Below are 25,108 nucleotides of genomic sequence, written 5' to 3'. Positions count from 1 at the left end.
TGAGTGCTTGGGGCGAGGGCTGTCCGTGGCAAAAGGTGAAAGTATGACGGGTTGTCGCCGACTTGATCCTTTGAAATAAAACGTTGCGCCTGACGCGGTGGGTCGAGTCGAAGGCGACGTCTCTACCGGCGATAACGGCATTTCATCGACGCTGCTTTAGCGGCTTGCATCGGTTTCGACCAGACCCGATGTTTCGATCGATTACGCAGCATTGCCGTTCGCGCCGTTAATGTTACGTTTTTATCATTTTATTCACATTAGGGCTGGGAAGGTTGTCAGAGCAAGCGTCGATCGCGCGTTCCCAACTACGGGCGTCATTCGCGGGATGGACGGCGACCGAATCCGTGTTCGAGAAAGGCTCACATCAGGTCGACGTTTTGCCGACCGGCGATTGCACGCATGCGCGCAACATGGACACCGGGCAGCCTCTGCCGCGCATTTCGCCGTTGCGCGCGATGGTCGGCATGCGCACGACGTTCTGACGTGCGACGCGAATGCGCATGCGTTTGTTCGCTGCGTTAGCAGTGTTCGAGCGCATTCGACAGGTCGGCAATGAGATCGTCGGGATGTTCCAGCCCGACCGACACGCGTATCAGGCCTTCTGAAACGCCTGCGGCAAGCCGGGCTTCAGCGGGCACACCTGAATGCGTCGTCGAGGCTGGATGGCAGATCAGCGATTCCGTACCGCCTAAGCTCACGGCCGACCTGAAGAGTGTCAACCCATCGATGAACCGGAAGGCCTGCTCGCGGCCGCCGTCGAGCACGAAAGCGAATGTCGAACCGGGACCGCTGCATTGCCGCCGATACACCGTCTGATAGGCGGGGTCGTCGATCAGTTCCGGGTGCAGCACCTTCACGGGCTTGAACGGATTGCTCGCGAGCCAGCGCGCGACCGCGCTACCGCTGCGCGCGGCGTGTTCCATGCGCAGCACGAGCGTCTCCATCGAGCGCGTGATCATCCAGCAAGAATGAGGATCGAGTTGCGAGCCGAGCGTGCTTCGAATCGCACGCACCCTGGTGATCAGTTCTTTGCTGCCCGTGACGCCGCCCGCGACGAGATCGCTGTGTCCGCCGATGTACTTCGTGAGCGAATACACGCTCAGGTCGATGCCCTGATGCACCGGCGTCTGAAACAGCGGGCCGAGCAACGTGTTGTCGCACACGGAAAGCGGCCGGTATCCATGACGTGTTTCGAACGCATCGATCTCCTGCCGCAGGCCTTCAAGATCGAATAGTGCATTGGTGGGGTTGGCGGGCGTCTCGACATAACACATGCGCACCTTGCCTCGTTGCGCAGCGGCTTCGAGTGCATCGCGAATCGCGTCGATCGACAGACCGTCTTCGATCACCTGTGCAGCGATGCCCCATTCTGGCAAGAACTTCGAAATCAGCGTTTCGGTTCCGCCGTAAAGCGGCGCCGATTGAACCACGCAGTCGCCGGGCCGTAAGAAGGTCAGCAGAATCGCCGCTATGGCGGCCATTCCGCTCGAAGTCACGACGGCCGCTTCCGAGTCGTCGAGCAGCGCAAGCCGATCTTCGACGATCTCCAGATTCGGATGATTGAAGCGGCTATACACGAGGCCCGCGCTTTCGCCTTCGGGCAGAGGCTTGCGGCCCGACACCCTATCGAAGAACTCAGCGCCGTCTTCGGCTGTGCGAAACGCGAACGTCGAGGTCAAAAAGACGGGAGTCTTGACCGATCCCTCCGACAGGAACGGATCGTAGCCATAGGACATCATCTGGGTTTCAGGGTGCAGGTCCCGGCCTGCGATCTTGCGCTTGTGGTAGTTGCGGTAGGGCATCCTTCGCTCCATGCAAGGCAGTGGGGGAAGGCCGGCTGTGGTCGCAATCGGCTTGCGCGAATTCTGTGCGCAAAGAGTATCGACGATCACGCCGGCGCCTCTTCATGCTACCGCATTGGGCGCGATAGCCGCGCCCTGGGTCAATACACGACTAGCTGCCGCCGAAGAAAATGCTGCAGTAGCTGATAGGGCCTGCGCAATTGTCGCCGCGCGTGCTGTCGCCGCGACGATGCAACAGACCGGTTCCCTTCTGCGAACCTGTCTGATCTTTTCCGCTCGCGGTACCGCCGTAACCCGAGGTCTGGACGTCGCTCTGCTGCGGCTGAGCGACAGGATTGCTCTGCTGCGCGTGCGAAAGGACGGGTGCGGCGAAAGCTGCCACGATGACAAGGGTGCGAACAATAGATTTCATGCCGATCTCCACAAACGAGGTGCCGCAGAACCTTTTCCACGGCGTTCAAAAAAACGGATACGAGGATGCGCGATGACCATTGCGTCAATGGGTGACGGCATCCGTGTTGGCGTACGTCGACTCCCACCCGCCGCCCAGCACCTTGCACAAGGTAATGAGGTTGGCTGCAGCGTCGGCTTTGCTTTGTTCGAGATTGCTCTGGGCGTCGAGCAACTGCTTCTGTACATTGAGCACGTCGAGAAAATCGACGGCCCCGGCCTTGTAACGCTGACGTGCAATCGAGAGCGCCCGCAGGTTCAGATCGACAACCGCTTCCAGCCGGTTGTGCCGCTGCTGCTCGGCGTCATAGACGATCAACGCATCGTCCACTTCACGCCAGGCCTGGAGCACGGTTCGCTTGTAGACGATGGCCGCTTCCTGTTGCTGCGCTTCGCGCAATTGAAGCGTTCCCTTGAGGCGTCCGCCTTCGAAGATCGGCATTGTGATCGACGGCCCCACGACAAACTGACCCGATGCCCAATCGGCGAGACTGGAGAGTTGCAGGCTCTGAAATCCCGCGCTGCCATTGAGCGAAATGCGCGGATAAAAATCGGCTTTCGCCATGCCGATAGCTGCCGTGGCCGCATGCAACTGCGCTTCTGCCTTGCGGATGTCGGGCCTGCGTTCCGCCAGTTCCGATGGAAAGCCAATCGGTACCTGCTCAGGGAGGCGAGGAACATCGCGCGGGTCGGCGAGCATCTGCGTTAGCGCACCGGGCTCCTTCGCGAGCAATACGCCAATCGCATTGATGGTGGTCTCTCTACGCGATTCGAGTGTCGGAATCAGACTTTCGATCGTTGCCACCTGAGCGGCCGCATTGGCTACGTCGAGATCGGTCGTCACGCCTTCGCGCACCCGCGTTTGCGTGAGTCTGGTTGCGTCGCGAGCGATCTCCAGGTTTTGTTGAGCGATCTGCAGCAGAGCCTGCGTGTCGCGCAACTGGATGTAGTCGCGCGCGAGTTCGGCACGCACGGACAACAGCACCGCGTTTCGCTCCTCCCAGGATGCGTCCGTCATCGCGGACGCGGCTTCTACGCTGCGTCGAACGCGGCCCCAGATGTCGATTTCCCACGAAGCGTCGAAGCCGAACTGATACAGATCGTAGGCAGGCGAGCCCTTCGAGCCCGGCATCGCCGACACGCCGAGTGGCGCGCTGCCCGATGCCGATTGCGATTGCGTGCCTGTCGGCGTGACGCCGAGCAAGGAAAGGATGCCGTTCTCGCTGCCGCGCTCGCGGTTATACGATGCCGCGCCCGTCAACGTCGGATATTCCGCGGCACCTGCCACGCGCTGATCGGCGCGGCTTTGGCGCAGGCGCGCCGAGGCCGCGGCCACATCGAGATTCGCATCCGCGAGCTGATTTTCCAGCGCATTCAGCGTGGGATCGTTGAAGAGTTCCCACCAGTCCGGATTGAACCCGGCTTCGACAGGCTTGCTCGGTGCCTGTGCCGTTTGCGTTCGATCGAAGACGTCGGGCGTCGATGCCGCCGGACGTTCGAAGTTCGGGCCTACCAGGCAGCCGCTCAGCGCCAGGCTAAGCAGTATCGCCAACGCGGGCGTTCGAAAGGACCATTCACTCGCATTCATTTCGTTTCCGCTCCCGCAATCGTTGCATCGCCAGGCTTGTTCACTGCGACCTCAGCTTCGACGGAGAGTCCCACGCTCAACGCGGATGCCGCCTGCTGACCCGGATCGATCGCGATCTTGACGGGCACGCGCTGAACGACCTTGGTGAAGTTGCCGGTGGCGTTGTCGGGCGCGATAGGTGCGAAGCTCACGCCCGTCGCAGGCGCCAGACTGTCGATGTGACCTCGGATTGCGACGCCCGGAAAACTGTCGACCGTGATGCGCACGCTCTCGCCAGGCCGCATCTTCGTGATCTGGTTCTCCTGGAAGTTCGCGACGACATAAGCGTCAGCAAGCGGAACGATGGCGAGAAGCGTCGCGCCAGACGTGACGAACGCGCCGACCCGCGCCGAGCGCCGCCCCACCTTGCCGTCGACGGGTGCGTGAATCTCGGTGTACGACAGGTTGAGCTTTGCCTGCTCCAGTACCGCTTGCGCGTGCGCCAGCGCGCCGGAGGCCTTGTCGCGCTGGGTGCGCAGGATGTCGAGATTCTGTTCGGTTGCGGCCAGGGCAGCGCGGTCGTGTGCCTGTTGCGCGAGCTGCTCGGCGAGCGCGCTCGCGGCGTGCTGCTGTTCCTGCGTCGTCCCAGCGCCGGCTTCCGACAGGTTCTGATAGCGCGCTGCATTCGCTCGCGCGAAATCGATGGATGCATCATCGGAACGCAGTGTGGCGCGTGCCTGATCGACGAGCGCAGGGTGACGTGCAATCTCGGCATCGTAGTTCGCTACCGCTGCCTGTGCTGCCGCGACATCGGCTTGCGCGCTCAGCAATGCCGCCTGATAGTCGCGATCGTCGATACGCACCATCAATTGGCCAGCCTTCACCTGCTGATTGTCGTCGACGAGTACTTCTGCAATCTGGCCGGCAACGCGCGGCGCTACCAGCGTGAAATCGGCGGCGACGTAGGCATCGTTCGTGGATTCGGCGCCGGGATGCGCAAGCAGCGTGGCGCATCCCCAGGCAGCGACGGCCAGCACGCCCACGGCGGCGGCGATGCGGATCAGTTTGGGCGAAGGTCGGGTGGCGGATGACATATCAATCGATCTCTAGCGAGTGGAAGGCGGTGTGCTCCAGGGCGGATAGATACGCACGGGCAGCACGGGAACGAGTAACAGGACGGCAATGGCGATCACTGCCATCACGCGATAGAGGTCGGCGGATGTGAGCACCACAGCCTGCTCGTGAATCCGGTGAGCGAGTTCGCCGAGACCATGAGTGGAGTCGATACTCTGGTTGGCGATCAACGCGTTGTTGCCCAGGTGATCGACCAGCACGCTCGAATGAAAATGTTCGCGAGTCGTGCCGAGACCATCGATCAGCGCCGTGGCTGCGACGCCCGTGAATGCCTTCAAGGAGTTGAACATCGCGGACGCGAACGGACCTTCCGTAGGCGGCAAGCCCGTCGTCACGCCCATCAGGATCGCGAGGATCACCATCGGTTGCGCGACGATCTGCAACGACTGGAGCCAGTAGAAGTTCTCGCGAATCCATTCCGAGGTCATGAAGCTGCCGAGGAAACAGGTCGTCGCGATGAGCGACAGACCGAACGCCATGACCCACCGCGAATCGACCCGGCGAATGTTCAGGAGAGCAGCCGTCAGCGGAAGGGTGATCAGCAGCGGAAGGGCAACCAGCAATGCCAGTGGCGCGGTTTGGAGCGGCCGGTAGGTATGCACCCTGGCGAGGAATTGAGCCGGAATCACAGCGACGCCGACCAGCAGCATCACGGCGCCCACCAGCGTCGACAGCCCATGCGAGAAGTTCCGGCGATACAGCAGTTGAAGCTTGAAGAACGGCAGCGGGTGATACCACTCGTTGATGAGGAACAGAGCGAAGAGCAGCGCTCCGCCCGCCAGCATCACGCAGATGAACGTGGAATTCAGCCAGTCGAGGCGATCGCCTTGCAGCAGACCCATGACGAGCATGGCGACGGCGGGAAAGCCCGTGAGCAAACCGGCCCAGTTGAACGAGCGGAATCGTTCGAGCTTCATGGGGTCTTGCGGCAAGCCATACTGGATCGCCGCGCAACTGATCAGACCCAAAGGCACGATTTGCCAGAACGTCATCTTCCAGCTGACGTACTCCGTCCATAAAGCGGCCAGAGGCGTGCCGATCGTGGGCCCGAAGGTTGCTGTGAGCGCATAGCCCGCGAGCCCGTACAGCTTGATCTTCGGAGGCAGGTAGCGCAGCGCCACGATGATCAGCATCGGAGGCAGACATCCGCCGGCGATGCCCTGAAGCACACGCAAGACGTAGAACGTCGACAGGTTCGGCGCAAAAGGACACAGCAAGCCGAATAGCATCGACGCCGCGACCGCCGCGAGCGTGAACCGCTTCAAGGTGAAGGTGATGCCGAACCATGGCGCGAAGATCATCGTGGCGACGTTGGCGGCCTCGAAGAGAACCGTGAGCCAACTGCCGTCGTCGTGTCCGATCGAGAGCGCACCGCGAATGTCGGTCATCGCGAGTGCGGTGACCTGTTCGTTGACGATCGCCAGCAGTGACGCCAGCAGCATCCCGATCAGACCCGTCGCGAGGCGAAGCGACAAAGCCGGCTGGGCGGCGGCGGTCGCCGGTGCAGGTGCTTCCGGTGCGGCCGACGGGGCGGGAGAGGCCCGCAGAGTCGTTCCGGTCGCTTCGGTCGTCAGGGTATTGGCAGTCGTCATAAGGGGCTCGGCTGATGATCCTCAACAAGACATCGCAGCCAGGAAAATCCATGCAAATGAACCTGGTGCCATTTACATGATCAATTGACCTGTATTTGCAAAGGCATTTCGCTGCGATGACGTGAGTAAGTCTACGATTCGGTCAGGGTTTATTAAAGCCGCTGTATGTGGCTTTTCAGGCCATTTAATTCGGAAATCTGGCCACGCCGGTTTTATTGACCGATTGAATGAGTCGGCGGAAATTGTGTTGTTCCATGCGCTCAATTCTGGAATGACGTCGAAAGATTGGTCGCGAATGTTTATGAGGAAAGGTCTCGAGGGCCTGCCCGCCGGACCTCTGGTTCAGCATGTGCCCACGTGCCCGGTGACGTGCCGGAATCTGAAACTCATAGTTGTTATACACGCATCGACGGAAAATACCGTAGTCGATAGAATCAAGGCGTGTTGAAGCATATTCGACAGGTTGAAATTGAGTTAATTATTATCGATTGGTGAGCGAACATGAGATTCTCGGTAAAGGAAACGATTCTTCCGGACGATATTTCAAGAATTGAACGTGCGATGAAGAGTGTCGACGTCGACGCAAAAGTCGATGTGAACGTGAGTGCGAATACGGTGAGTGTCGATTCCTGGCTGATGCCGGAAGAATTCTTTGTCGCCTTTTACGACGAAGAATATGACGTGGCGATTATCGAGGCATAGCGTGCGACGCGGCCGGCGGTGTTCGCTGCCGGCCCCATCGGTCAAATATCGTCGTTGCGCGCTGATTTCAGCAACAGGACGCAACTTGCCAGCGCGAGCACGCAGGCAGCCGCCGCATAGCGCGTGAGCGCTTCACCGCCAGAGAACATTCCACTGAATGCTCCCAATGGTGCGCCCACCGCGACAAACACACTGACCTTCAACAGAATAGACCTCAGTTTCAGCTGGAACATGCTGGCTCTCAATGTCAGGCGTCAAGCGATATCGGCCGGTTCGACTTGCAATGCGAGTCCCGGCCGAACTTCATATGCACCGGCAGACTTCACGCCTTGCGCTGCACCTCTGCGAAGTACTGCGGCGCCTCACGGCGGTCGTACATGCCGTACTCCCGCACAACCCGGATGTGTCGCAGACGTACACCATCCGGTAGCCGCACATCCCGTTCAAAAGCTGCTGCGGCTGCGAGGTCGTCCCAGGTCGCCACAGCGATCACGTCACCCGGCGTGAGCAGTGCATCGAACACGTCCCACGCGAGCAGGCCGGGCGCTGCAAGGTCGAGCCCGAGCGTTGCGGCGACAGACTCCGCGCCCGCCTGCTTGACCCATTCGGGCGCCGAATGCCCGTCGAGCAAGGTGACGGCTTTACCGAGTCCCGCTTCCGTTGCGTCGAGGCGCTGCTCGATTAGCGCATGGCCTTCGGGCACGCGCGTATCCGCGACGTTCTGGCCGATGCGCAGTCGGTAGTCGGCGAAAACACGATCGCGTGCCGCCTGTTGGATCTTGTAGTGGTTCGCGCTGGTGCGCCAGCGAACCAGCGACTTCTCGTCACGCCAGGTGGATAGCGACAGCAGCCAACCGTCACGCGTCAGGCTGGCGTAGCGCGTGTTGTCGATGAAGCCCTCGATCTGTTCGAGTTCAGGGCGCAACATCTTCGCCATCCCTAGATACGCGTTGAATTGTTCAGGGATCGGATTCACTTCGAGCATTGCGGAGAACATGGCAAATTCCTTCGATGGTTGAGTACCTGAACGGCAGCCGCACCGCGAGAGAAGATCTATTGCCGCGATTGCTGCTCAGTGGACGAACTCATTGTCGAAGAGGATCCCGCTTTCCAGAAGCGCGTACTTGTGGCGTTACGGGCCAATCAGTGCTCGATTTGCGCCACGCTGGATATGGGCGCAACGCGGCGTCATAGAATGAAACAGTGTGTTTTCCTGATGGATACCAATAGGGAGCGCCAACATTCTCGCAATCGGTTCAGACTTTCGTCTGCACTGACTCGACTGCGAGACGCAGTTCGCGATAGGCGGAGACCAGCGCTTCCAGACTGAATGCGCGGTTTAGGCCACTGGGATTCGGCAGTACCCAGGTCCTTGCCCCGCCGAAGGTAATCGATTGCAGTCCCCAATCGATGTCACGCGTGCCCGTGAGTTCGCAAACAGCCAGCTTGCCAAGGAAGGCAATGTAGCGCGGCGCGTAGCGTGCGATCTTCAACTCGAAATCAGCCGCAGCAGCCTTGATCTCGGATCGAGACAACTGGTCTGCGCGCGCCGTAGGACGGGGTACGGCCGTTGTCAGTCCGCACTCGTAACGCAGCAGATCGCGCCCGTCCTCCGGGCGCAACTGTTCGCGAGTAAAGCCCGCGAGATGAAGCGTCCGCCAGAACCGGTTGCCGCGTCCTGCGAAGTGGTGGCCTGTGGACGCTGCCCGCAGGCCCGGATTGATCCCGCAAAATATCACCGATAGACCCGGTTCGAGAATATCCGGAAGACCTTGAAGTGGCTCTGGGTGCGTCATGGAGATGGGATCAATTGGTGTGCGCCGCTCATTCGCCGAGTGCGTCGAGTGCGAGCGATTGCTCGCCCGTCACGCCGCGAAAACGGTCTCGATACTGTTTCGGCGTGACGTTGAGCCGTCGGGCGAACGTGGTCCGCATATGCGTCGCGCTATGGAAGCCGCACTTGAACGCAACGGTCTTGAGCGGCGCGTCGGTTTCTTCAAGCAGCTTTCTCGCAGTATCGACACGAACCTGTTCGACGAACGCCGATGGCGTCACCTTTGCATACCTGGCGAACAGGCGCGAAAAGGTGCGGCGGCTGACAGAGACCGCGCTCGCGAGTTGTTCGATGGACAGCACATCCGTGATGTGATCCATCACGTAGCGATGAACCTTGCCGATGATGGGATCTTCCTCCTTGCGCACGCCGACATACGGGCTGTATTGCGATTGCCCGCCCTCCCGCTGGATATAGACGACCAGCCGTTTCGCGACGCGCACGGCCAGCTCGTGTCCCCAGTCTTCGGCCACCAGCGACAGACACAGGTCGATGCCCGCCGTAACACCCGCGGAAGTAAAGAGGCGTCCGTCACGAATGAAAATCCTGTCGGGCTGCACGCATGCCTCTGGAAAGTCGTCCGCGAGCCGGTCTGCCTCAGCCCAGTGAGTGGTCACCTGCCGGCTATCGAGCAGGCCGGCGCGAGCGAGCACGAACGCTCCGTTGCAAACGGACCCATAACGGACCGCACCGTTCGCCTGACGCCTCAACCAGTCGAGGAAGTCGGCGGGTGGATGAAAGTCGGGCAGTTGGGGACCACCCGCGATCAGCAGCAGGTCGCATTGCGCGTCGCAATCGGCAAAGCTAAAAGGCACTGCCAGCTGCATGCCGTTGGAGGCAGACACCATACCCGCCTTGTAGCCTACACACGAGACCTGATATCGCTGATGTTCAGGCAGGAATGTGTTGGCTTCGGCGAACACGTCCAGTGGGCCTGCGACATCCAGAGCCTGCACTCCATCGAATATGACAACCGCGACTTTCATTTCGTAACCTTCATTGGCTGAATGCACGTCGACGGCTACATTCTGGCAACGCGCAGTCGTCCAGCTTATCGTAAGAATGCACTGAAAATGTATCGCGGCTGGCAAATGTTCGGCGCATTCTTTCCGGAATGCCAGGCTTGTATGGACACATGCTTCATCATCAGAAACTGCATAGTCAGGAATTCAGCATTGACTGGCCGATAACTGCACCAGTTTGGCCGGTTGAATACCTTCTTAGGCAATCGCACGCACCCGATGATCGTCAGAATGGCGTTGCAGCCCCTCGCAATTCTTCCAGTTGCACATCAAAAGCGTGCTGGACGGACTGGCGATGCACGGTGAACCCGTTATATCGATCGTCCGCAAACTGGTGTTGAACATACGCTGTTCTCGAGTTGGAAGGGATATCGGCCTTCAATTGAGTCGCTGAGACGATCGGCGACCTCCATCGTTCGAGATAGCCATGACCCGAAACCCTCACGTTGCTTCACAAGTCTTCGCGAAATGCGAGCATGCCGGCGAGTCGATGTCGGGCGCCGACATCATTTTGCGCGTCCTCAGCGAGCAGGGCGTCGATACGTTGTTTGGATACAGCGGCGGTGCAATTCTGCCGACATATGACGCCGTCTTCCGCTTCAACGAAATGCACGAGGCGAGCCCCGAGCGCCAGATCAGGCTCGTCGTTCCTGCGAATGAGCAGGCAGCCGGCTTCATGGCGGCCGGCTACGCGCGTGCTAGCGGAAAGGTCGGCGTGTTCATGGTGACGTCTGGCCCGGGCGCGACGAATGCCCTGACGCCGATCGCCGATTGCAACGGCGACTCGATTCCCGTCGTGCTCATTTGCGGGCAGGTGCCGCGGGCCGCAATCGGCAGCGATGCGTTTCAGGAAGCACCTGTTTTCAACATCATGTCGTCATGCGCGAAGCAGGTCTTTCTGGTCACCGATCCTGCAAAGCTGGAACAGACGTTGCGGACGGCATTCGAGGTTGCGCGGACGGGACGTCCGGGTCCCGTTGTCGTCGATGTGCCCAAGGACATCCAGAACTGGATCGGAACCTACGAGGGGCACGGTACCTTGCAGTTTCGAGGTTACTCGGATCGTCTTCGCATGGTGGCTCAAGGTGCTCAACTCGGCGACGACAAGCGCAACACGTTCTTCGAATTGCTGGCGCAGAGCCGGCGGCCACTGTTATACGTCGGCGGTGGCGTCATTACATCCGGTGCGACGGGCGAACTGCGCCGATTTGCCGAACGCTATCGTGTCCCCGTCGTAACGACACTGATGGGACTCGGCGCTCTATCCGTCAAACATGAGTTGTCGCTCGGCATGCTGGGTATGCACGGCAGCGCCTGCGCGAACTACGCCGTCGAAGATTGCGACTTCCTGATCGCGGTAGGTGCACGATTCGACGATCGCGTTGCGGGTGGCCGGCCGGAAGCGTTTGCTCCGAATGCGCGTTACGTCGCTCACGTCGATATCGACGAGGCGGAGATCAACAAGGTCAAACGTGCAGACTGGACGCACGTGGGCGATGCCCGCAGCACGCTTGATTCGCTGATGGAATCTGGCCTGGATGTGCAAGCGCCGTCTGACTGGCTTGTACAGGTGGCGGAACTCAAGCGAACGTATGGCATGAACTACGACAGGAGCAGTACTGCCATTCAACCGCAACGGGTGGTCGAACGGCTCAGTGCGATGACGGGAGGACGAGCCATCATCAGCACGGGAGTCGGTCAGCACCAGATGTGGGCTGCGCAGTACTTCGACTTCGTCGAGCCGAGAAGCTTGCTGACCTCGGGCAGCATGGGGACGATGGGTTTCGGATTACCCGCCGCAATCGGCGCTCAATTCGCGCGGCCGGATGCGCTCGTGATCGATATCGACGGCGACGGGAGTATCCGCATGAACGTCGGCGAACTCGAAACGGCCAGTACGTACGGCGTTCCTGTGAAGGTACTGCTGCTCAACAATCTCGGCGATGGAATGATCCGGCAGTGGCAGCATCTCTATTACGAAGGGCGCCTGTTCGTCAGCGACAAGACGCTTCATCGCAAAGACTTCGTGATGGCGGCACAGGCCGACGGATTTGGCTTCGCCTGTCGCGTCGAAGCCGTCAGCGAACTCGACGAGAAGCTTAGGGCATTTCTCGATTTCGACGGGCCCGCGTTTCTCGAAGTCATGATCGATCAGCATGCCGATGTCTATCCGATGGTCGGACCGGGGCAAAGCTACGCGACGATGATCACGGGGCCGTTCATTCCGTCGCGGACCAGGCCGCAGGCAGACGGCGGCAAGGATGCCGGGCGCCAGCCGGTCGTGGACATGTTTTAGCAACCTGAGCAGTCAGATGATTGACTTCGATGCAGTGATCAAGGCATTGGCCCATCCATTTCGCAGAAATGTACTGGAATGGCTTGCCGATCCCGAGAGGTACTTTAGCGAGCCGGAGTACGCCGCGTTTCGGTCCGTTTCTGCGGGCATGTTGCACACGCGAAGCGGCCTGTCGCAATCCACAGTGTCCGGCCATCTTTCGCAGCTTGAACGGGCAGGCCTGATCAACGCGAAAAAGGTCGGGCAGTGGACGTTCTTTTCGCGCAACGAAACCGCGATCCGTGAGTTTGCCGACCGCTGTTGTGTCGACGTTGCAAGGCTCGGCAAGCACCTGTAGAGGTCGTGTTTTCGGCTGTCGCCAGACGGGCGCTGCGTCACGCTGCTGAATGTCCCGCAAACACGCAACGAACCCGCTCGCTAAAGCGCCTTTGAAGCAGCACTCGCAAGCCTGCGAAGCTCATCGAATTGTGTAACGAGTTCGAAGCACAAAAGGAACGCGAATACGGAAGCAGGTCCTGGAAATCGTTCCATCCAATGCAACGTCGGCGTGGCATAACGTGTTCGAATCGGCGCGCGTGTCATCAGCCAGGTAATGACAATACCGATCGCCGCGCCCGCGATCAGATCCGTGGGGTGGTGAAAGCCAAGATAAGCGCGCGGAAAACATATGAACAATGCAGTATAGGCGATGGCCAGAATGCCTGCCGTGCGCCAGACAACGAAGATGCCTGTGGCGACGGCCATCCACAGCATTGCGTGATCGCTTGGGAATGAACTCCAGTTGGACAGTCTCGCATCGTTCGACGAACTGTTCGCAAAGTGCAGATGCAACTCGGGATCGTAGATCGGGCGCATCCTGAACGGTAGAAAATCCGCAAGCAGTCGTCCGACGAAAAGCGCCAGCAGGCCACTAACGACGGTTGCAATCACCACTTCGCGGTTCCAGTTCCGGCGTTCGCCTGGTTGAAACCAGATCCACCATAAGATGGGTATGAGCACGAGTCCCCGGAATGTGTACATGTCCGTGAGGGCTCGCATAATGAGGTTCGGCAAAGGGCCGAGATGAAGGTGCGTGAGATATGTCTCTATTGTTGTATCGAAGTTAGGCATGTATTTCAGTACCACCGGATTCAAAGCAATGACGAAAAAACGGCAGGCAGAACCCGGAGATCCTGGTGCACGCATATCAGCGATATGCACTGCGACTGGACCTCTACGAATAGCCCTGCTATCGCAAACCCGTCCGCTGCCTCGTTCCGCGAAGTAGCTATTTCTGTTCCCGAACGGCGGGTCGGGAATACGGATCAAAGGGTTGTATCGCGCCTCGTCTATATTCTCTTTTTTCTTGGGGGCGTCTATCGGGTGTGACACGCACACGCGCGCTGAAAAATAAAACGACGTGCGGCAAGCAGATGCCGCACGTCGATACGAATCAGGTCACTGGGACTTAGTCGTCAGTGTGAAGTCCGGGCAATGCGCGCGTACCTTCTACCTGCACCGAATGCAGTTCTTCCGGCGCGACGCCCAACGCACGCAGAATGGTCGGTGCGACCTGAGTCGTGGTCACGTGCCGTTCGACCGTCTTGCCATGATGGCGGCCGTCCGGGAACGAAACGATCAGCCCGAGGTGACTGTCGTCGGGCCCATTGCCGCCGTGCTCTTCATCCTTCTTCGTGCTGGACGTGTAGATGACGCCCGGATTCGGTTGCACGATGATGTCCGGCGTCCGGCCATTCGACGGATCGCCGAACATCGACGCGAGCCGTGCGCCCGAGAGAATGTACGCTTGTGGACCATCCGCACAAATGCCGGGTGCACCGCAAGTCAGGTTCGCGTTCAGCGTCGCGACGACTTGCGAAAGCTGGGACTGGTCGCGCAGCCAGATGAGGCCTACGTCGTCGGTTTGCACCATGCCCGTGCCGACGCGACCGGTACCGTCATTGAGTGCTTTGGTATTGTTGTTCTGACCGAAGTTGCCGTTCGGGTCGAGGTAGCTCTTCGACTCGAGCAGCGCCGTGAGCGTATCGCCGTTCTTGACGAGCTTCGAATGGTCCGTCGGTGACTGCCCATGCTTCGCCGTCACGATCACCATCGTCGAGCTGGCGAGATTGCGCGCCTTCAATTCCGCAACCATCTTGCCGATCGAATCGTCCACATATCCGATCGCTGCGGCCACCTGCTTGCCAGGCGTAAAGCTCGTATCGACGTAGCCGCCGTCTTTGGCGACAGGCGCCTTTTGCGCAACGCTCAGCGTCTGGAAGTTCGTGCCGAACAACGTCGGCACGGGGGCATTCCGTTTGCCCGTCGAATCCTTTCCATCGATCTCGCTGATGATCGACGCCACGTGGAAGTTGTCGAAGATCTCGGTATTCGTATAGAGATCCGTATAGTCGTTGCCCGTCGCCGGATTGATCGAATTGATCTCAGTGCGCGACAGATCGTCGACGCCTCGGCCCGACGGTCCGTTCAGCCAGTCGTAACCCCACGCGTGCTTGTCGGCCCACGCAGTACGCGCGTCGTGAATGTGTTCCTTCACGACCTCGAATATCGTGTTCGTCTTGATGTAGTCGTGCGGATAAACGGGCGTGCATTTGCCATTACGCTTTGCGCGCGGAATGGCGTCCGGATTAAAAGCACCGCCGCCGTCGAGATGAGTCAGCGCGCCGCCGCCTTGTGCATCGATGCCCGTCGTTTCATCGAATACGACGTTCCAGCCCTGCGTACCCGTACAACCCGTATCGGAAGGCGCGTATAGCGTGCGGTCGTAGGAGACGTCATAGAAGAGCCCCGCGGACTTCGGCGATCCACCCGTAACCAGCGCGGCGAGACCGGGGAACGAATCCGATAAGCCCGGCGTGTAAGCGTTCGTATAGGTCACGCCGGACTTCGCCAGCAGTGAGATATTCGGGCAGGTGTTCGCTCCGATGCAGCGCGCGACGTCCTGTTCATGCAGGCCATCGACACTGATCAGCAGCACATGCCTGATCGCGTTACCGTCGTTGTCGTGACCACGTCCTTGTCCGTCCTCCGCGTGCGCGATCGTTAGCGGGACAATCATCGAACCTGCTAACGCACCGGCTCCAACCCATCTGATCAGTCGACTCATTATTCACCTCACGTGTTGTCGCGTACCGATTACGAATTGTTACGGCAGCCGTAATGTGCGCGCTGAATGCGACCTCACGATGAAGCGGGGCTTTCGTTTAGCTCAAGATTTGCGAATGAAAATCAAGCGGAGTCGTAGGCGATTCATCCTGCCGGATATCGACGATCGCATCCCGCACGTCGACCTGTCGTGGAATCACGCGCTCGCGGTAAGCCAGATCCGCTGCGTCCTGCTGCGCGTTCACGACTTCATCGGTAAGCGGATAGTGAACGCCCCATTCGAGTCGCGGCAGCGCTCTCGACCAGACATCGAGTCGCACGCCTGTGCTCTGCGAGAGAAATTCAGCGGTGTGTGCAGGATGTGCAAGTTCTCTTCTATTGACCGCATAAAGCGACTCAAACGAACAAAGGCAGATATCGATATCACGCGTGGAGCGACGCATTGCTAAAGCTCTGAGTCACCGGATAAGCAGCACCGCATATAACGATGTGCGAATTAAATGGTGGCGGTATGCCAAAAGGCGCAGTGACAATCACCTCGATTCTCGCCGCGCGTCTTTGAACGCGCGAGCTTCCCGTGTGCTCCGCAACTTTTCCCATCGTGATGATTCTCCGAACGCTTCGTGACCGCGCACATTTCACGCGCTCTCTTTCTCGTCTTTCATGCGTGCTTGGCCTGGCCGCGCTTCAGATGGCAGGCTTCGCGGCGCTGTCCGCTCCGGCTCATGCGGCACCGTCCGGCACGCTCGTCTTTTGCTCCGAGGGCAGTCCGGCCGGTTTCGATCCGGGCCAGCATACGACCAGCACCGATTTCGACGCCAGCACCTACACGGTCTACAACGAACTGGTGCAATTCAAGCGCGGCACGCTCGATCCGGAGCCTGCGCTTGCAACCAGTTGGGACGTATCCGCCGATCAGCGCACGTACACGTTTCATTTGCGCAAGGGCGTGAAGTTCCAGACAACGGCATGGTTCAAACCGACGCGCGAGTTCAACGCTGACGACGTGCTGTTCACTTTCAACCGCATGCTGCACGCCGACGATCCATTCCGAAAGGCCTATCCGACCAGCTTTCCGTATTTCAGCGATCTCGGTTTCGACAAAAACATCGAGAACATCGAACGGGTAGACGACTACACGGTGCGCTTCCATTTGAAAGAACCCGACGTGATCTTCGTGCGCAATCTGGCAATGAGCTTCGCGTCGATTCTCTCCGCGCAATACGCGGCGAAGCTGGCCGACGCGCATCGCGAAGCCGACATCAATCAGTTACCGGTGGGCACAGGGCCGTTCGCGTTCCGCTCGTATCAGAAGGACGCGCTGATCCGCTATGATGCGAATCCCGACTACTGGCGTCCCGGCGACGTCAAGCTCGCGCATCTGGTGTTTTCGATCACGCCCGATCCGGCGGCGCGCATCCAGAAGCTCGCGAACGGCGAATGCCAGGTATCGGTGTTTCCACGGCCCGCGGATCTCGACGTGGTCAAGCGCAATCCGGCGCTGACGCTCGTGTCGGGTGTCGGCTTCAACGTCGGCTTCGTCGCGTACAACACGCAGCATGCGCCGTTGAACCGGCTCGAAGTGCGTCGTGCACTTGACATGGCCATCGACAAACCGGCCATCATTCAGGCCGTGTTTTCCGGCAACGCGACAGTCGCGACGAATCCGATGCCGCCTGCGCAATGGTCCTACGACAAGGACCTGAAGGATGCACCGCACGACCCGGCGAAGGCCAGGGCGCTGCTCGCACAGGCGGGCTTTCCGGACGGCTTCGATCTCACGCTATGGGCAATGCCCGTGCAGCGTCCCTACAACCCGAATGCGCATCTGATGGCGCAACTGATCCAGCAGGACTGGGCGAACATCGGCGTGCGCGCGAAGATCGTCAGTTACGAATGGGGCGAATACAACCGGCGAGCGAAACAGGGCGGCGAGCACGACGCGATTCTGTATGGCTGGTCCGGCGATAACGGCGATCCCGACAACTGGCTCGGCACCTTGCTGGGCTGCGATGCCGTGCATGGAAGCAATGTCGCCAAATGGTGCGATCCCGCGTTCAACGGGCTGGTCGAAAAGGCGCGCGGGAGTTCGGACGTGAAAGAGCGTACCCGTCTCTATGAACAGGCACAGGTGATCTTCAAGCAGCAGGTGCCTTATACGCCCGTTGCGCACTCGATCGTTTCGCTACCGGCTTCGAAGCGCGTCAGCGGGCTGGTGTTTTCGCCGCTGGGCAGTCATCGCTTCGATGGCGTGTCGATCGAGTGAAGTGGGGAAGTTTGAAGTTTGACGGCGCGCGTGAGCGCGCCGAATGAGCCCATTAAGCCGCAATCGCGCGCCGGATGGCGTCCGCCAGTTCGGCCGCCTGGAACTTCGCGACGAAACCGTTGGCGCCTGCGTTGCGCACATGGGCTTCGTTCGCGGAGCCGGTCAACGACGAGTGAATCACGACAGGCATGTCGCGCATCCGGTTGTCGGCCCGGATCCGGCGTGTCAGCGTGAAGCCGTCCACCTCGGGCATCTCCAGATCGGTGAGCACCATCGTGACGTTATCGCGCAAGCGGGTTTTGTTTCGCTCTGCTTCGTCGGCCAGCTTGACGAGGATTTGCCACGCTTCTTCGCCCGTCTTGGCCATGATGGGTTCGGCGCCGATTTCGCCGAGCGCCTGCTGGATCAGCGTGCGAGCGAAACCGGAATCGTCGGCGGCAAGGATGCGGGTGCCGGGTGGCAACTGGAGAAGCTTGCCCGAATCTTCGGTGGGCGGCACCTGATGCGTCGGCAGCACGTCCCGCAACACCTGCTCGACATCGACCACCTGTGCCAGCCGCGAATCGCCCGTATTGCCGTCGATCCGCGCAATGCTGGTGACGAGCCCCGACCCGGCCGCCGCATCCGCCGGCAGCACCTGGTTCCAGTCCAGACGCACGATGTCGTCCACTTCCTGCACCGCGAAGCCCTGGGTGGTCCGGGCGAACTCGGTGACCAGCAGGATGTTCAGTCCGCGAGTCGCCTCGCAACCCATCAACCTCGGCAGATCGACGACGGGAATGACCTGCCCACGGATATTGACGGCGCCCATCACGCAAGGCGATGCGCCGACGATCGGCGTGATGGTCGGCATCGTCAGGATTTCGCGAACCTTGAATACGTTGATGCCGTACAGTTCGTGTGCGGTATCGCCCGGCACGCTTCCGAGCCTGAAAAGGAGCAGCTCGAACTGGTTTGAACTGGTCAGACTCGTGCGTGCGTCGGTTGAATGTTGGTCCATCATGTGGCTCTGAAATTTACGCGCTTAGCGGCGCTTGCGCGGTGCATACACGTATATCGGCCTGGGCGCGAAAAACATGAACGCAGGTGAAACCCCATATCGCATAGAACAGGAATGAACGAACGTTCGGTTCGAACGGTTCAGACGGTTCGACCCTTTCAGTTGGCCTGCGCATCATCGATGAACGGCGGTTTGCAGCATCGGATACGTAAAGAGGAAGAAGTGCGCAGCATTAAGGCCGAAATGCGCCAGCACGGACGCCTGCAATCCGCCATAGCGCCAGGCGACGCCGTAGCCGGTGCCCGCGATGGCCGCCAGAACGATCCATTGCCAGCCGCCGGGCGCATGAGCTAACCCGAACACGATCGCGCTCACGCACAGCGCAATCAGCTCTGCGTGTTTCCAGCGTGCCAGCAGGCGTGCGAGCCCGCCTTGCAGATAACCGCGAAACAGGGCTTCTTCGGTGATCGAAACGAGGAACAGGTTGTTCAGCAGCCAGAGGCCGCTGTCGGCGGGATGCTTCGGCGCCCACCCGACGACGCCGAGCAGTTGCGCGACCGTCAGGCATGCAGCCGTGGTGGCGAGCAGGCAAAGCAGGCCCACTTTCAAGGTGGTACGCGGTTCGTGCCGGACGCGCAACCACGGCACCGCAAGCAGAATCCAGAAGCCGATCAGCGGCTTGTCGAGATTGAGGTACATCGTGAACGGCACGGCATCGGGTGTGATGCGTTCGGGTCCGATCACGCGCTGATTATGAAAACCCGGCAGCCAGTGCATGCTGAGCGCGACGGCCAGCGCGATGAAAAGAACGTGTCCTGCGTAGCGGATCGGCCGTGCGCGCTCAGGCGAGATCGCGTATGCCGCAACGATGAGCAATGCGAGCGCGATGAGCGATACGGGGGCGAGTTGTCCGAGTGCCAGCGCTGCGCAGCACGCGAGTATCAGCAGTGCAGCGCCGGGCCAGCGGATCCTGGCGATCAAGGTTGCGGGCGCAGCGAGGAAAAGTGCAATCCAGGTGATGGAGAGAGTCACGTGTATTCCGGTCGGTCTTCTTTTGGTTATGCGAAGGAGCTTGCGCGGCTACGATACACGACTCGGGCAGCCCGATAGAGGATGAGGCGATGGGAGCTTGATGAAGGCGAAGAGGAGGCGCGATATATGGCTGAATGGCGCCTATGACATCAGACGAAGAGACACACCCTCAACGTGCTTCTCTTTTCCACGCTGCCGGCGTGACGCCATAAAGACGCCTGAAAACGCGCGTGAAATGAGCCTGATCGCTAAAGCCGGTCGAAACGGCGATCTGGGCGATCGTATGCGGCGACTTGATGAGCATGCGGCACGCGTGTTCGAGACGTTCCTTCAGGCGCCATTGATGAGGGGACAACCCCGTGCACTGCTTGAACGCCCGGGAAAAATGCGCAGGCGAGAGACCGATGAGCGAGGCGACGTCGTCGAGGCGAACATTCGTCGACAGATCGGTCAGCATGAAGTCCTGCGCGAGCTGCAGACGATGCGGCGCAATGGCCGTGCGCTGCGGCGCCCGTTCGAGCTTGTCGAGACGGCAAAGCCGCAGCAGCAGAGCCACGGAGAGACTGTCGCCATACAGCAGGTCGGTTTTCGTCGAGTCGTTGCATTCCAGCGCGAGCAGTCGCGCGAGCATCAGCACGCGCTCGTCGAAAAACATGACGCGGGGCTCGGCGAGCGCGCGAACGTCGACGTCTTCGCCGATCAGCGGCACCACCGTTGCATAGTCGAACAGGAACAACGCAAATGTGACGTGGCGAGTCGTATCGCTATAGGCCCAGAAGGGCATGCCCGCAGGCGTCAACGACATCGGATACATCGTGTCGAGACGCGACGATACTCGCCGCGATGCACTGACGCGTCCTTCCATCTGACCGCCGCGTTCGTCGAGCGTCACGCAGAGGCGTCCACAATCGACGCGGATATCCTGGCTGGTCGGCCCTTCGCATTGCAGGTCCACGAAGACGACCGACAGCCCTGCAAAGGTCTTCCGATGAAGTTGCCGCAATGAACTGTTGTCGAATTTCTCGACCCATGCGCCGGCCCAGTAAGGCTGCGCGGATGGCTGGATCGTCGCAGAAGCAGCGTCGGTTCGATTCGTCAGGGCCAATCAGCCTCCGCATTGATTGATTATTCTGGCGCCCATACGATGCGGTGCATCTGACTGCAAGGTGCGAAAAAATATCAGTTCTATTCAAAACAGGCAAGAACGTACAAGGCGCTAATGGGCTGCTTTCTATACCGTCTCATCAGTGTGGTGTCCGAGGTCGATGCGTGGCTTTGCCAATGTAGTGATTGAGGCATCGCGTATGCATGAATCAATGCCAGGCCTCTCATGACCGCGCCAGCGACCCTCAACGTTCAATACGCCCAAGCCCATCGACGCATGACCGAGCTGAATACCCAAAACCTTGTCGATACGTTCGAGGCCGACGCGCACGCGTGTGCCGCAGGACCTGAGCAGGACCAGGGTATTCAGGCCGTATCGCGGATATCGGAAGCGCTGGCGAGTCACGACAAGCCCGAGCGGCTGATGGAAATCCTGTTGCGTGCGGCACTGGAGAGCGCGGGCGCCGGGCAGGGCGCATTGGTTCTTCTGCGCAGCGGCGTATGGCAGCTGTCGGCGAGCGCGCAGATGATCAACGGTTCGATCGTCGTCAAACAGGAACCTGGGCCCTTCACGCGTCATCTGCTGCCTGTGTCGCTCGTGCATGCGGTGGCCCGCACACGCGAGGGCGTGGCGATGGACGATGCTCACGCATCGCCGGCCTATGCACAGGATGCCTATTTGCGCAGCAAGTGTCCGCGTTCGGTGCTGTGCCTTCCGTTGACACGCGCCAGCACGCTCGTGGGAGTGCTGTATCTGGAGAACACCGAGGTACGCGGCGCGTTCACTGCAGCAAAGCAGGCGCTGCTGAAAGTCATCGCGTCCCAGGCCGCTTTTGCGCTCGAAACTGCGCGGCTCCATGAAGAACTCGTCGAGCAGAATCAGCAACGCGCACGAACCGAAGAGCAGTTGCGCTCCGCGCTCGCCGACCTCGATCGCGCCAGCCGTCTCAATGCCATGGGTGAACTCGTGGCGTCGATCGTGCACGAAGTCGGACAGCCGCTCGCCGCCGTCGATACCTCGGCCATCGCCGCATTGCGCTGGTTGAACCGCAGTCCGCCCGACATCGACGAAGCGCGCGCGATGCTCACGCACATCGGCGTGAGTGCGGCCCGCGCGCGCGGCATCATTCACAGCATGCGTGCAAAGGCACGCAAGGCCGAGCCGCAGTTCGCGACGCTCGACCTGTGCAACGCGCTGCGCGAAGCGTCGGCGCTCGTCGCCGTCCAGCTCGACGCGTTGAAGGTATCGCTCGAACTGCGCGGCTTGAACGGCTGCATGCAAGTGCGGGGCGATCGGATCCAGTTGCAGCAGGTCGTGATCAATCTGCTGATGAACGGCGCCGAATCGATGGCGGCGCGCGACAGCGATCGGCGTCTCGTGCTTGCCTGCTCGATACAGGACGACGTGGTGTGCGTGACGGTCGACGATCTGGGCAGCGGCATTGCACCGGAGATTGCTCATCGGCTTCATGAGCCGCTGTTCACTACCAAGGAAAGCGGCATGGGCATGGGCCTCGCGATCTCGCATTCGATCGTCGATGCGCATGGCGGCAAGCTCACCCTCTCTGCACGCGAAGGCGTCGGCACGCGGGCGACTTTTACGCTGCCGCGGCTCGGATACTGAAGTCGCGGCATCGCTTCCCACATCACGAAGCTGCCACCATTATTCGCATTTCGCGAATGCCGCATTCGCCCTCACCCCCATTCAAAGCAGGCCCAGCTTGGTCCACTCTCTGGCAATCCGGCAGCGAGACGCACAACGCACGCCGGCGCGAACATGACATTGGAGACAGAGATGAAACCGAATCAGTGGGACGTGTCCTACGAATGGAAAGCCGTGACGCTGCTTGCGCTGGGCTTCGGCCTCGTAGGTCTTGACCGGTGGCTCATTGCGCCGCTTTTTCCGTCGATCATGAAAGACCTGCATCTGACTGCGCAGGACGTCGGCAACTGCATTGGCATACTCGGGCTGTCGTGGGGCGTGTTCGCCGCGCTGATGGGCGGCATCTCCGACAAGATCGGCCGCCGCAAGGTGCTGATCCCCGCGATCATCGCGTTCTCGCTGCTCTCCGGCTTCTCTGGCGTCGCGGGCGGGCTGGCGGCGCTGCTCGGGATTCGCGCGCTGATGGGCGTGGCGGAAGGTTCGTTCTGTCCGACGAGTTTCGCCGCGACGGCCGACGCTTCGCATCCGAAGCGGCGTGGTTTCAACCTGGGCTTGCAGCAAAGCGGTTTCGCGCTGTTCGGGCTGGCGCTGTCGCCCATCATCGCGACGCAACTGCTCGGCGTGATGAGCTGGCGCTGGGTGTTCGCGCTGGTGTCCATTCCAGGGCTGATCCTCGGTCTGCTGATGTACCGCGTGATTCGCGAGCCCAAACCCGAATCGATCACGCCCACGCCCGCGTCCGCACACAAGCCGCACGGCAACTGGCGTGACGTGCTGAAGAGCCGCAACATCCCCGTCGCAATGGTCGCGCTGTTCTGCGCGATGACGGGCGTATTCGTGCTCGGCGCGATGCTGCCGCTCTACCTGACCGACTATCTCTCGCTCGATACCCAGCGCATGGGCGTCGTCGTGTCGGCAATCGGCTTCGGCGGCTTCGTCGGACAGTTCGGGTTGCCGGGACTATCCGATCTCGTCGGGCGGCGCTTTGCGAGCATCGTCGGTTTCATCGGCACGGCCGTGATGCTGTACGTGTTTCGTGGCCTTGGCGCGCAGCCGTTCGCGCTGTTTGCGGTGCTGTTCGTCGCGTCGTTCTTCACGCTGGGCCTCGTGTCTCTGCTGTCCGGGCCTGTCGCGACAGAAGCGGCGCCTATCGGCATGGTGTCGACGGCTATCGGCATCGTGGTCGGCGCGGGCGAGATCTTCGGCGGCGGCATCGCGCCTGCGCTCGCGGGTTTCGTCGCGACGCACTTCGGCATTCAGAACATCCTGTGGCTGCCGATTTGCGCAGTGATCCTCGGTGTCGGCGTGAGCCTGCTCCTTGAAGAGACAGCGCCCGCCAAAGCGCGCCGCCGCGCACCGTCAGTCGACGAGTCCGCGCGTTTCCCTGCCGTCGAACAACCGGAATAAGCGCCCGAAACAAGCGCGGTGTCCGTTTGCGCCGCGCACGGCAGCCCACGTGCCGGCACGTATACACTGACGTGCTGGACACGGGGACAAGGACGCAGCATGGATCGTTTTCTGAGCATCGAAGCCTTCGTGCGGGTGGCGGAAACCAGCAGCTTCGCCGAGGCCGCACGGCAACTCGGCGTGACCAGTTCAGTCGTGACGAACCGCATCCAGCAACTGGAGAAGTTCGTCGATGCGCCGCTCTTTCATCGCAGCACGCGCCACGTGCGGCTGTCCGACGTCGGCGAAGCGTTCTACCGCGAATGCGCGGAAGTAGTCGGGCGCGTCAACGAACTGACCGACCAGATGCGCGAACTGCGCGCGACGCCCACGGGCCGGCTGCGCATCCAGATGTTGCCGGGCTTCGCGCTCGGGCATTTCGGCGCGTCGCTGGCGGAGTTCAACCGGCGCTATCCCGGCATTCAGCTCGATGTGATCGTCAACGACCGCGTGGTCGATCCCATCGAAGAAGGCTTCGATGTCGCGTTCCAGATCTTCCCGCCCATCTCCGAATCGCTGATCGAAAGGCGCCTGTTTACCGTGCGGCGGCTCTTCTGCGCCGCGCCTTCCTATTTGAGCGAGTATGGCGCGCCGCAGCATCCACGCGATTTGCTGCAGCACACCACGGCGCTCTATTCGGGTTATCCATCGCGCAACCGCTGGACGATGACGCGCGGCGACGAGGTCGTCGAGATGGAATTGCCCGGCATGATCCGCTCGAACTCCGTGCATCTGTTGCGCGACTATGCGCTGACGGGCGGCGGCGTCGTGTGCCTGCCGACGCTCGTCGCGAGCGCCGCGCTGCTCGACGGCTCGCTCGTGCCGATTCTCACCGATTACGCGCTGTCGCCTTTGAACTTCGCGGCCGTGTATCCCGCGACGCAGCGCCAGGCGCTCAAGGTGAAGGCGCTGGTCGAGTTTCTCGCCGACAGGCTCGGGCCCGAACCGTCGTGGGATGTGCCGCTCATCGAGCGCGGCTGGATCCGCTGAAGTCGCCCGTGCGCGCACCTCGACGCGCGCTTCAAAGCCTTTCCCACACTGATTCCCACGCGATTGTTCGCGAATCGCAAATGCCGTAATCGGCGCCGTGCCG

Annotated in this window: 22 protein-coding genes and 1 pseudogene; 8 read left to right on the top strand and 15 right to left on the bottom strand. The window is 60.6% G+C overall.

Translation table 11 applies throughout. From position 1 onward, the window contains the following. Positions 1–344: 344 nt before the first annotated feature. The gene (locus tag G3N95_RS24835) at positions 345–482 is read left to right on the top strand and encodes a hypothetical protein (protein WP_205972782.1); all 138 of its coding nucleotides are present in this window, start codon (positions 345–347) and stop codon (positions 480–482) included. A 36-nt stretch (positions 483–518) separates the two neighbouring features. On the opposite strand, the gene G3N95_RS24830 is transcribed toward G3N95_RS24835, so the two are convergent. The 5 genes from G3N95_RS24830 to G3N95_RS24810 all read right to left on the bottom strand — a co-directional run bounded on the left by G3N95_RS24830 (position 519) and on the right by G3N95_RS24810 (position 6,545). Continuing rightward, the gene (locus G3N95_RS24830; protein ID WP_205972716.1) at positions 519–1,802 is read right to left on the bottom strand and encodes a cystathionine gamma-synthase family protein; all 1,284 of its coding nucleotides are present in this window, start codon (positions 1,800–1,802) and stop codon (positions 519–521) included. A gap of 151 nt (positions 1,803–1,953) precedes the next feature. Next, positions 1,954–2,214, bottom strand: a complete 261-nt coding sequence (locus G3N95_RS24825) for a hypothetical protein (protein ID WP_205972715.1) — start codon at positions 2,212–2,214, stop codon at positions 1,954–1,956. Between the two features lie 84 nt (positions 2,215–2,298). After that, positions 2,299–3,840: an efflux transporter outer membrane subunit gene (locus G3N95_RS24820; RefSeq protein ID WP_205972714.1), complete on the bottom strand. Its 1,542-nt coding sequence runs from the start codon at positions 3,838–3,840 to the stop codon at positions 2,299–2,301. After that, positions 3,837–4,913, bottom strand: coding sequence for an HlyD family secretion protein (locus tag G3N95_RS24815; RefSeq protein ID WP_205972713.1), 1,077 nt, complete (start codon positions 4,911–4,913; stop codon positions 3,837–3,839). Before G3N95_RS24815 ends, G3N95_RS24820 begins: the two co-directional genes overlap by 4 nt. 12 nt (positions 4,914–4,925) lie before the next feature. After that, the gene (locus tag G3N95_RS24810; protein WP_205972712.1) at positions 4,926–6,545 is read right to left on the bottom strand and encodes an MFS transporter; all 1,620 of its coding nucleotides are present in this window, start codon (positions 6,543–6,545) and stop codon (positions 4,926–4,928) included. A 501-nt stretch (positions 6,546–7,046) separates the two neighbouring features. On the opposite strand from G3N95_RS24810, the gene G3N95_RS24805 reads away from it, so the two are divergent. After that, a complete protein-coding gene (locus G3N95_RS24805; protein ID WP_205972711.1) occupies positions 7,047–7,247 on the top strand; it encodes a copper chaperone in 201 nt (66 codons plus the stop codon). 41 nt (positions 7,248–7,288) lie between these two features. On the opposite strand, the gene G3N95_RS24800 is transcribed toward G3N95_RS24805, so the two are convergent. The 4 genes from G3N95_RS24800 to G3N95_RS24785 all read right to left on the bottom strand — a co-directional run bounded on the left by G3N95_RS24800 (position 7,289) and on the right by G3N95_RS24785 (position 10,067). Continuing rightward, the gene (locus G3N95_RS24800) at positions 7,289–7,480 is read right to left on the bottom strand and encodes a DUF2964 family protein (RefSeq protein WP_205972710.1); all 192 of its coding nucleotides are present in this window, start codon (positions 7,478–7,480) and stop codon (positions 7,289–7,291) included. An 89-nt stretch (positions 7,481–7,569) separates the two neighbouring features. Continuing rightward, positions 7,570–8,244 carry an antibiotic biosynthesis monooxygenase gene (locus G3N95_RS24795; protein WP_205972709.1) on the bottom strand — a complete coding sequence of 225 codons (675 nt, stop codon included), beginning with the start codon at positions 8,242–8,244 and terminating at the stop codon, positions 7,570–7,572. Between the two features lie 259 nt (positions 8,245–8,503). Further along, positions 8,504–9,043 (bottom strand): G/U mismatch-specific DNA glycosylase, encoded by a 540-nt coding sequence (mug, locus tag G3N95_RS24790; protein ID WP_205972708.1) that lies wholly within the window; start codon positions 9,041–9,043, stop codon positions 8,504–8,506. Positions 9,044–9,071: 28 nt separating this feature from the next. After that, on the bottom strand, positions 9,072–10,067 hold the full coding sequence (locus G3N95_RS24785; RefSeq protein WP_205972707.1) for a GlxA family transcriptional regulator: 996 nt from the start codon (positions 10,065–10,067) through the stop codon (positions 9,072–9,074). A gap of 463 nt (positions 10,068–10,530) precedes the next feature. Here G3N95_RS24785 and ilvB point away from each other — a divergent pair, with 463 nt between their 5' ends. Beyond that, entirely contained in the window at positions 10,531–12,399 is a 1,869-nt protein-coding gene (gene ilvB / locus G3N95_RS24780; protein WP_205972706.1) for a biosynthetic-type acetolactate synthase large subunit, read from the top strand. A gap of 16 nt (positions 12,400–12,415) precedes the next feature. Then, complete coding sequence (locus G3N95_RS24775) at positions 12,416–12,736, top strand: helix-turn-helix transcriptional regulator (RefSeq protein WP_205972705.1); 321 nt, start codon at positions 12,416–12,418, stop codon at positions 12,734–12,736. An 80-nt stretch (positions 12,737–12,816) separates the two neighbouring features. Here the strand turns inward: G3N95_RS24775 and G3N95_RS24770 are convergent, their stop codons facing one another. The 3 genes from G3N95_RS24770 to G3N95_RS24760 form a co-directional block, all read right to left on the bottom strand. Further along, a complete protein-coding gene (locus G3N95_RS24770) occupies positions 12,817–13,509 on the bottom strand; it encodes a phosphatase PAP2 family protein (RefSeq protein WP_205972775.1) in 693 nt (230 codons plus the stop codon). A 337-nt stretch (positions 13,510–13,846) separates the two neighbouring features. Further along, positions 13,847–15,457: an alkaline phosphatase family protein gene (locus G3N95_RS24765; RefSeq protein ID WP_241018891.1), complete on the bottom strand. Its 1,611-nt coding sequence runs from the start codon at positions 15,455–15,457 to the stop codon at positions 13,847–13,849. Between the two features lie 145 nt (positions 15,458–15,602). Continuing rightward, the gene (locus G3N95_RS24760) at positions 15,603–15,824 is read right to left on the bottom strand and encodes a hypothetical protein (protein WP_241018889.1); all 222 of its coding nucleotides are present in this window, start codon (positions 15,822–15,824) and stop codon (positions 15,603–15,605) included. Positions 15,825–16,195: 371 nt separating this feature from the next. Between G3N95_RS24760 and G3N95_RS24755 the strand changes: the two genes are divergently transcribed. Then, on the top strand, positions 16,196–17,770 hold the full coding sequence (locus tag G3N95_RS24755) for an ABC transporter substrate-binding protein (protein WP_241018887.1): 1,575 nt from the start codon (positions 16,196–16,198) through the stop codon (positions 17,768–17,770). Between the two features lie 52 nt (positions 17,771–17,822). On the opposite strand, the gene G3N95_RS24750 is transcribed toward G3N95_RS24755, so the two are convergent. The 3 genes from G3N95_RS24750 to G3N95_RS24740 form a co-directional block, all read right to left on the bottom strand. Then, complete coding sequence (locus tag G3N95_RS24750) at positions 17,823–18,770, bottom strand: chemotaxis protein (RefSeq protein ID WP_205972773.1); 948 nt, start codon at positions 18,768–18,770, stop codon at positions 17,823–17,825. Positions 18,771–18,944: 174 nt separating this feature from the next. Further along, positions 18,945–19,802 carry a CPBP family intramembrane glutamic endopeptidase gene (locus G3N95_RS24745; RefSeq protein ID WP_205972703.1) on the bottom strand — a complete coding sequence of 286 codons (858 nt, stop codon included), beginning with the start codon at positions 19,800–19,802 and terminating at the stop codon, positions 18,945–18,947. 169 nt (positions 19,803–19,971) lie between these two features. Then, the gene (locus tag G3N95_RS24740) at positions 19,972–20,907 is read right to left on the bottom strand and encodes an AraC family transcriptional regulator (RefSeq protein WP_205972702.1); all 936 of its coding nucleotides are present in this window, start codon (positions 20,905–20,907) and stop codon (positions 19,972–19,974) included. Between the two features lie 363 nt (positions 20,908–21,270). Between G3N95_RS24740 and G3N95_RS24735 the strand changes: the two are divergent. The 3 genes and pseudogenes from G3N95_RS24735 to G3N95_RS24725 all read left to right on the top strand — a co-directional run. Then, positions 21,271–22,530: pseudogene (locus tag G3N95_RS24735) on the top strand (ATP-binding protein); the annotation flags it as partial. Between the two features lie 171 nt (positions 22,531–22,701). Next, positions 22,702–23,976, top strand: coding sequence for an MFS transporter (locus tag G3N95_RS24730; RefSeq protein WP_205972700.1), 1,275 nt, complete (start codon positions 22,702–22,704; stop codon positions 23,974–23,976). Between the two features lie 99 nt (positions 23,977–24,075). Beyond that, positions 24,076–25,005 carry a LysR family transcriptional regulator gene (locus tag G3N95_RS24725; RefSeq protein WP_205972699.1) on the top strand — a complete coding sequence of 310 codons (930 nt, stop codon included), beginning with the start codon at positions 24,076–24,078 and terminating at the stop codon, positions 25,003–25,005. The last annotated feature ends 103 nt before the right edge of the window (positions 25,006–25,108 follow it).

Source organism: Paraburkholderia sp. Tr-20389, assembly GCF_017104565.1.
In the GTDB taxonomy this organism is placed as follows: Bacteria; Pseudomonadota; Gammaproteobacteria; order Burkholderiales; family Burkholderiaceae; genus Paraburkholderia.
This window is presented reverse-complemented; position numbering and strand designations above follow the sequence as displayed.